The sequence below is a fragment of the Streptomyces sp. NPDC032472 genome (genome assembly GCF_040636955.1).
Classification (GTDB): Bacteria; Actinomycetota; Actinomycetes; order Streptomycetales; family Streptomycetaceae; genus Streptomyces.
On sequence record NZ_JBEZVK010000021.1, the window covers coordinates 128,159 to 134,905 of the forward strand.

Genomic DNA, 6,747 nt, shown 5'->3' on the forward strand with positions numbered 1-6,747 from the left:
TTCCCCCGGCCGCGCCCCGAACCCCTCCCCCGCCCGCGCCGCGCCCCGACCCCGGCCGGGCCGAGCCGCAGCCCCGACGGCGCCCGTGTCCAGTACCGCCATGGCCGCTCACCCACCCCCGAGCATCGCGCCGAAATCGACGTTGGCCCCGTACACGAACCCGCACACCAGCAGGATCAGCGTGCCCGGCAGCATGAACATGGTCACCGCGAAGGTGGCCTTGGGCACGGCGCGGGCGGCCCGGCGCCGCGCGTTCTGCGCGTCGGTGCGGCGCATGTCCTCGGCGATGGCGATCAGGGTGTCCACGATCGGGGAGCCGAGCTCCTCGCCCTGCTGCAGGGCGGTGACGAACTGGGCGACCTGCTCGGAGTCGTTGCGCCGGCGCAGCTCGTCGAAGGCCTGGCGGCGGCTGACGCCCATGTCCATCTGCTGCAGCGTGATGCGGATCTCGTCAGACCAGGGGCCCTCGTACTTGCCCGCCACCCGGTCCAGCGCCTGCCGGAAGCCGAGCCCGGCGCTGACCACGACGGCAAGGACGTCCAGGAAGTCGGGCAGGGTCCGCTCGATGTGGTCGCGGCGGATCCGGATCGCGGACCACAGCCCGACCTCGATCCAGAACAGCCCGAACGCGACCATCAGCAGGGCCGGTACGAGCTGCCCGTTGAGCAGCATCGCAAAGGCGCCGAGCCCGCCGAGGAACCCGTACACCGCGCGGCGCGCCGCGTAGCGGTCGATGGTGAGGCCGGCGGGGTTGCCGGCCATGTCGATCTGGCGGCGCTTGCGGGCCACCCGGTCGGGGCCCATCAGGCGCAGCACCAGCGGCGCCCAGCGGATGCCGAGGCGGTCGACGGCCGAGCCGACGGCGGTGGTGCGGGTGGCGCCGACCTCCAGGGCGAGCGCGAGGTCGCTCGGCAGCTTGGTCTCGGCGCGGTAGAGGCGGATGCCGTGGAAGATGCCGAGGACGGAGAGTCCCACGGCGAGGGCCAGGCCCAGGGTCAGTGCGGTCATTGCGGTCATCGCGGTCCCCGCCCCTCAGACATCGATCTTCGACAGGCGGCGGATCAGGACGAACCCCAGGGTGAAGAGGCCGAGCGCGACCAGGACCGCCGTCTGGCCGAGGAACGCGCCGGTCATCCGGTCCAGCGCGCCGGGCATCATCAGGTTCACCAGGAGCAGCGAGCCGAGCCCGATGGCCGGCACGAGGTACGCGGTCACGGTCACCTGGGACAGCTGGGTGCGGATCTCGCGCCGGGTCTCCTTGCGCTGCTCCAGGGTGACCGTCAGGTTCCGCAGGGAGCCGACGAGCTCGCCGCCCGCCCGCGCGGACAGCACGAGGGTGGAGACGAGGACGACGAGCTCGCGGGACGGGAGCCGTTCGGCGATCTCGCCGAGCGACTCCTCGATGGAGTGGCCGACGGCGAGCCGGTCGGCGACCCGGGACAGCTCCTCGCCGGCGGGGGCCTCCAGCTCCTCGGCCGCTATGGCGATGGCCGTACGCAGGGCCAGCCCGGCCTGGGTGGCGTTGGCGAGGATGCGGGCGAGCTCGGGCAGCTGGTTGATGAACCGCTCGGTGCGCCGGGCCCGCTGCCAGTTGAGGAAGGCGTTGGCCGCCCACAGGCCGATCAGGCCGGCGACGGGTCCGAAGAAGGGGGCGAGGAAGCTGGCGGCCACCAGCCATGTGCCGGCCACCGACATCAGCATGTAGACGAAGAACTCGCCCGGGGTGAGGTCCAGGCCGGTCACGGCCAGCTTGACCTCGATCCGCTTGCCCAGCGCGGTCCTGCGCAGGCGGCGGTCGACGCCGGGGAAGCGGCGCCGGCGGCCGGCGGGCTCGGGGGCGCCGTCGGTGACGAGGCGTTCGATGAGGGCGGCGCGCTGGGCCCGGCCGGCCATGTACACGTGCACGCCCGCGATGACGAGGACGCAGGCCAGCAGGGTGGCGCCGAGAGTGAGGAGGACGATGGGGTTCACAGGGCTGTCCGGGTGGCGAGCTGGGCTTCCGACACGGCGACGCCGAAGGCCTGCGGGATCGGCTGGTTGTTCATGTAGAGGCGGTCCGCGATGCGGCGCGGCAGCGGGAAGTACTCGAAGCTGCCGTGGACGCGGCCGTCGGCGCCCATGGGCTGGGCGGCGAAGCGGCAGACGGTGGTGATGCGGAAGGGTTCGCGGCCGTGGGAGTCGAGGATGGCGATCTCGGTGACGCGGCGGGAGCCGTCGCCGAACCGGGTCAGCTGGACGACGACGTTGACGGCGCTGTTGATCTGGTCCTGCAGCGCCTCGAAGGGGACCTCGACCTCGGACATGGAGGCGAGGGTCTGCAGGCGCATCAGGGCGTCCTCGGCGCTGTTGGCGTGGACGGTGGCGAGGGAGCCGTCGTGGCCGGTGGACATGGCCTGGAGCATGTCGAGGGTCTCGCCGCCGCGGACCTCGCCGACGATGATGCGGTCGGGGCGCATGCGGAGGCTGTTGCGGACGAGGTCGCGGATGGTGATCTGCCCCTTGCCCTCGACGTTGGGCGGGCGGGATTCGAGGCGGATGACGTGGGCCTGCTGGAGCTGGAGCTCGGCGGAGTCCTCGATGGTGATGATGCGTTCGCCCTCCGGGATGAGGCCGGAGAGGGCGTTGAGGAGGGTGGTCTTCCCGGTGCCGGTGGCGCCGGAGACGATCAGGTTCATCTTCGACTGGACCAGGCCGGACAGGAGAAGGAGCATCTGCTCGTCCAGCGAGCCGAGGCCGATCATCTCGTGGAGGGTGAAGGCGCGCGGGAAGCGGCGGATGGTGAGGGTCGCCCCGGTGAGCGAGAGCGGCGGGATGATGACGTTGACGCGCTCGCCGCTGGGCAGGCGGGCGTCGACCATCGGGTTGGCCTCGTCGACGCGGCGGTTGACGGTGGAGACGATGCGCTCGATGGTCTGCATGAGCTGCTCGTGCGAGGCGAAGCGGAGGGGGAGCTGCTCGACGCGGCCGGCCCGCTCCACGAAGATCTGGTCGGGGCCGTTGACCATGATCTCGGAGATCGAGGCGTCCTCCAGGAGCGGTTCGAGCACGCCGAGGCCGAGGGCCTCGTCCACGACGCGGCGGATCAGCTGGGCCCGCTCGACGGTGGACAGGACCGGGCCCTCGCGGCTGATGATGTGCCCGAGCACGCGCTCCAGCCGGATCCGCCGTTCGGCGGGGGCGAGGGCGGACATCTCGGCGAGGTCGATCTCCTCCAGCAGCTTGGCGCGGTACGAGGACACCAGGCGGCCGTCCTCGCGGGGGCTGTGCCGGTCGTCCGGTGTGGCGACCCGGGAACGCAGGCTCATGGTCCGACCTCCGGGTCGTCGTTGGGCATGATGGCGGTCCGCGTGGCGTCGTCGAGGCCGAGCCCGGGCACGATGGACTTGATCCTGATGCGCACGGTGGCGGTGACCGCGTCCCGGCCGGGATCGACCTTGACGTCCGCTTCGAGCCCGGCCCGGACCGCGGCCCGCCCGGCCGCCTCCCCCGACCCGCGCTTGCGGGCCTCCGCCCGCGCGGCGGTCCGGGCAGCGGTGTCCGCCTGCTCGTGCACGTACGCGACCCAGCCGAGCTGGATCGCGCAGAGCGCGACGAACAGCAGGATCGGGATGAACCCGATGTACTCGAGCGCCACCTGCCCCCGGTCCCCGTCCGGGGAGCGCAGTCCCCGCAGCCCGGCCGCAGGTCTCGCGGCGACCGCCGCGGCAGCGCCCCGGCCGCGAGTCGGGGCCGGGCGGAAGGTGTGGCCCGCAGGGCCCGGGTCCAGGGCGACGGCGCGGCTCGGGCCGGCCGTGGGGGGCGCGGGGCGGCACCGGGCGGGCCGGGTGTCGGGGCTGTGGGGCATCTCAGTCCTCCCTCTCCATCGCCGCGCCGGCCGTGCCCGTGATGGGGACGCCGATGTCCAGGCCCGGGTAGAACACCGGGACGTTGAGCTTGACCGTGGCCTTGTAGAGCGAGCCCGCCTCGCCGCAGTCGGCGGACATGGTCCAGGCCCCGCCGATGTGCTTGGCCGCGGCCGAGGCGCACGCCCCGTCGCCCTTGACCGCGCCCGCGCGGGCCGCCTCGTCCGCGGCGTTGCCCGCCAGGGAGAAGGCGTAGCCGATCAGGACGCACTCCCAGACCGCCGCGATCAGCAGCAGGATCAGCGGGACCATGCCGACGAACTCCAGGGCGACCTGGCCGCGGTCGCCTCTGCGGGGCGGCACCGGTCAGCCCTCCCGGCCGCGGCGAAGCCACGGGCCGGCGGCGCCGCGGTCGCCGCCGCCGCGGCGGAGTCGGGCCACGGGGCCGGCCGCACGCACCGCCAGGGCCGCGCCGGGGTTTCCCGCGGCCCCGCCCGGGAGGGACGCGGCGGCCGCCGCCGGCTCCTCCCGCGCCGCCAGCAGGCCCAGCTCCCCGGCCACCGTCCACAGCGCCTGCTTCACGGTGGAGCGGTTGTCCAGGTCCTGCACGCGCCCCGCGTCGACCACCGCCTGGAGCTCCTTGAAGGCCGCCGGGACCGGGGTCCGCGCCACCCGCGTCTTGGTGATCTTCTCGATCAGCGCGGGCTGGATCTCGGTGTGCTTGCTCCAGCGGTTGACGACCAGCGCGGTGTCCTCGGCCTTGCGGACCTGGAGCCGCTCCCACATCCGGACCATCCGCTTCGCGGCCCGCACCGCGACCACGTCCGGCGTGGTGACCAGCACGGCCACGTCGGCCATCTCCACCGCGGCGGCGTTCGCGCCGGTCACCTGGGTGCCGCAGTCGATGACGACCAGCTCGTACCGGCTGCGCAGGGCCCCGACGACGTGCCGGGCGGCCCGGTCGTCGACCTCCTCGCCGCGTTCCCCGTCGGCGGGGGCCAGCAGCAGGGCGAGTCCGGTCCGGTCGTCGTACACGGCGTCCTGCAGGACCCGCGGGGAGATGTCCTGGATCCCGGCGAGGTCGGCGATGGACCGCCGGAACTGCACGTCGAGGTAGGAGCCGACGTCGCCGGCCTGGAGGTCCATGTCGACCAGCGCGGTGCGCCGGCCCGCCGCGGCCGCGGCCAGCGCGAACTGCACCGCGGCGAAGGTGGTGCCGACCCCGCCCTTGGCCCCGGCGACGGTGACGACCCGCCCGCCGGGCCCGGTGAACACGTCGGCGGAGCGCCCCAGGTGGCGGCGTACGCCCACGGACCACTGGGCGGCGGCCTGGACGCGGGCGGCGAGCTCCTCGTACGAGGGCGGCAGCCCGATCAGCCCGCGGGCCCCGGAGTCCATCGCGGCGGAGAACAGCGCGGGGCCCGTGTCGGAGGACAGCAGCACGACGCCCACCGCCGGGAAGCGGAGCGCGACCTCGCGGATCAGGTCGAGGGCGGGCACCGGCCCGATCCGCTCGTGGACGAGGACCACCTCGGGCAGCTCGTCGACCGACTCGGCGGCGAGCCGCCCGAGGGTGTCGAGCAGGGTGGTGGAGTCGGGGACGGGCGCGGCCGGCTCGGCGTCGGGGAGCTGGCCGATGAGGGAGGAGATGGCGCGGGCGGCGTCCGGGTCGCCGGCCGCGGGGAGGATTCGGGTGGTCATCCGGGCCTCACTTGTCCCCGTCGAGGGTGTACGTGCGGTCGCCCGCGCTGGGCGCGGAGTCGGTGCCGGGGGCCACCAGGGCCAGGCGTACGTGCTCCGCGAAGGACTCGGCGTACGCGACGCGCTGGGTGTCCTTGGTGTTCAGGGCGAAGGTGATCGGGACGACCTCGGCGGGGCCCTTGCGGTCGCTGTCCTTGTCGAGGGCGGTGAGCTTGCCGACGTTCAGGACGCGCGCATTGGCCACGATGATCACCGACCGCGCCGGATCGGACTCCTTGGCGCCCTTGAAGGTCGCGATGATGTTGACCTTGGCCCCGGAGTAGATCTTTCCGGCCACGCCCGTCGCCGCGTCGATCATGATGGCGATCTCCTGCTCCCCGGGCTGGAGCTGCGGCCGGTCGACGACCATGTCCGACTGGAGCAGCGAGCCCTTGCGCAGGGTGGTCAGCGCGATCTTGTCCTTGAGGGCGCCGAGGTCGGTGACGGCGGTGCCGGACAGCCACCGCTTGGGGATGCTGACCTCCTCGAACTGGCCGGCGGACAGCGGGCTGTACGGGGCGATGTCGGCCTTGGCCTGGTACGCGACGACCTCGGCCCCGACCTTGGAGTTGACGTCGCCGATCACCACGACGACCCCGCCGAACGCCGCGAGGGCGCACAGGAGCGACAGGAGCAGCAGGATGACGCCGCGGCGCTGGCGTGAGTTCATGTGCCGTACTACCTCGCCGTTCTTCGTTCGTTCGGGCCGGTCGGTCAGTGTCTTGCGCGCGTGCGGGAGGTGCCTGCGGCCGCGTCCCCGGCCGGCGGCGGCGCCGCGGCGGGCGGCGCCGTGAGGGGTGCGGAGCAGAAGCCGCACCGGTCGCCGATGAGTTCGAGGCCGCACCAGCGGCACTCGTCGCGGCGTACGGAGGCGACCAGCTGGTAGAGGACGGACAGGTCCGGGATCCCGGCGGCGAACTCCACGAGCTTGGGCGTGGCCCACCAGGAGGGCGAGTCGGCCGGCAGCGGGTTCTCCATGACGCCCTGGACCTGCCAGGCGGGGGCCAGTTCGGCGGTCACCCAGTCCGAGGCGAGCTGCCCGCGCGCGAAGGTGAGGTGGGTGGCGAAGGCGGGCCCGGGCGGCAGCCCGTCCAGCGCGCCGCCCGCGCCGGCGGCGAGCGCCGTACCCGCGGCCCCGCGCGACCCGCCCCCGCGTCCGCCGTGG

Annotated in this window: 7 protein-coding genes and 1 pseudogene; all 8 read right to left on the reverse strand. The window is 73.8% G+C overall.

What is annotated here, in order from left to right; all coding sequences use genetic code 11:
- Positions 1-108: 108 nt before the first annotated feature.
- Entirely contained in the window at positions 109-999 is an 891-nt protein-coding gene (locus AB0F11_RS17025; RefSeq protein WP_362173720.1) for a DUF5936 domain-containing protein, read from the reverse strand.
- Positions 1,000-1,032: 33 nt separating this feature from the next.
- A complete protein-coding gene (locus AB0F11_RS17030) occupies positions 1,033-1,971 on the reverse strand; it encodes a type II secretion system F family protein (RefSeq protein WP_362173681.1) in 939 nt (312 codons plus the stop codon).
- Complete coding sequence (locus tag AB0F11_RS17035) at positions 1,968-3,305, reverse strand: CpaF family protein (RefSeq protein ID WP_362173684.1); 1,338 nt, start codon at positions 3,303-3,305, stop codon at positions 1,968-1,970. Before AB0F11_RS17035 ends, AB0F11_RS17030 begins: the two co-directional genes overlap by 4 nt.
- Positions 3,302-3,844, reverse strand: coding sequence for a TadE/TadG family type IV pilus assembly protein (locus AB0F11_RS17040; RefSeq protein ID WP_362173687.1), 543 nt, complete (start codon positions 3,842-3,844; stop codon positions 3,302-3,304). Before AB0F11_RS17040 ends, AB0F11_RS17035 begins: the two co-directional genes overlap by 4 nt.
- A gap of 1 nt (position 3,845) precedes the next feature.
- Entirely contained in the window at positions 3,846-4,205 is a 360-nt protein-coding gene (locus AB0F11_RS17045) for a TadE/TadG family type IV pilus assembly protein (protein ID WP_362173690.1), read from the reverse strand.
- A 3-nt stretch (positions 4,206-4,208) separates the two neighbouring features.
- Positions 4,209-5,543, reverse strand: coding sequence for an AAA family ATPase (locus AB0F11_RS17050; protein ID WP_362173693.1), 1,335 nt, complete (start codon positions 5,541-5,543; stop codon positions 4,209-4,211).
- A gap of 7 nt (positions 5,544-5,550) precedes the next feature.
- Complete coding sequence (gene cpaB / locus AB0F11_RS17055; protein ID WP_362173696.1) at positions 5,551-6,252, reverse strand: Flp pilus assembly protein CpaB; 702 nt, start codon at positions 6,250-6,252, stop codon at positions 5,551-5,553.
- Between the two features lie 44 nt (positions 6,253-6,296).
- Positions 6,297-6,747, reverse strand: a pseudogene (locus AB0F11_RS17060) (hypothetical protein); the annotation flags it as partial.

Coding starts and splice junctions, on each gene's coding strand:
- AB0F11_RS17035 (WP_362173684.1), bottom strand. CDS start 3,305: ATGAGCCTGCGTTCCCGGGTCGCCACACCGGACGACCGGCACAGCCCC.
- AB0F11_RS17040 (WP_362173687.1), bottom strand. CDS start 3,844: ATGCCCCACAGCCCCGACACCCGGCCCGCCCGGTGCCGCCCCGCGCCC.
- AB0F11_RS17050 (WP_362173693.1), bottom strand. CDS start 5,543: ATGACCACCCGAATCCTCCCCGCGGCCGGCGACCCGGACGCCGCCCGC.
- cpaB (WP_362173696.1), bottom strand. CDS start 6,252: ATGAACTCACGCCAGCGCCGCGGCGTCATCCTGCTGCTCCTGTCGCTC.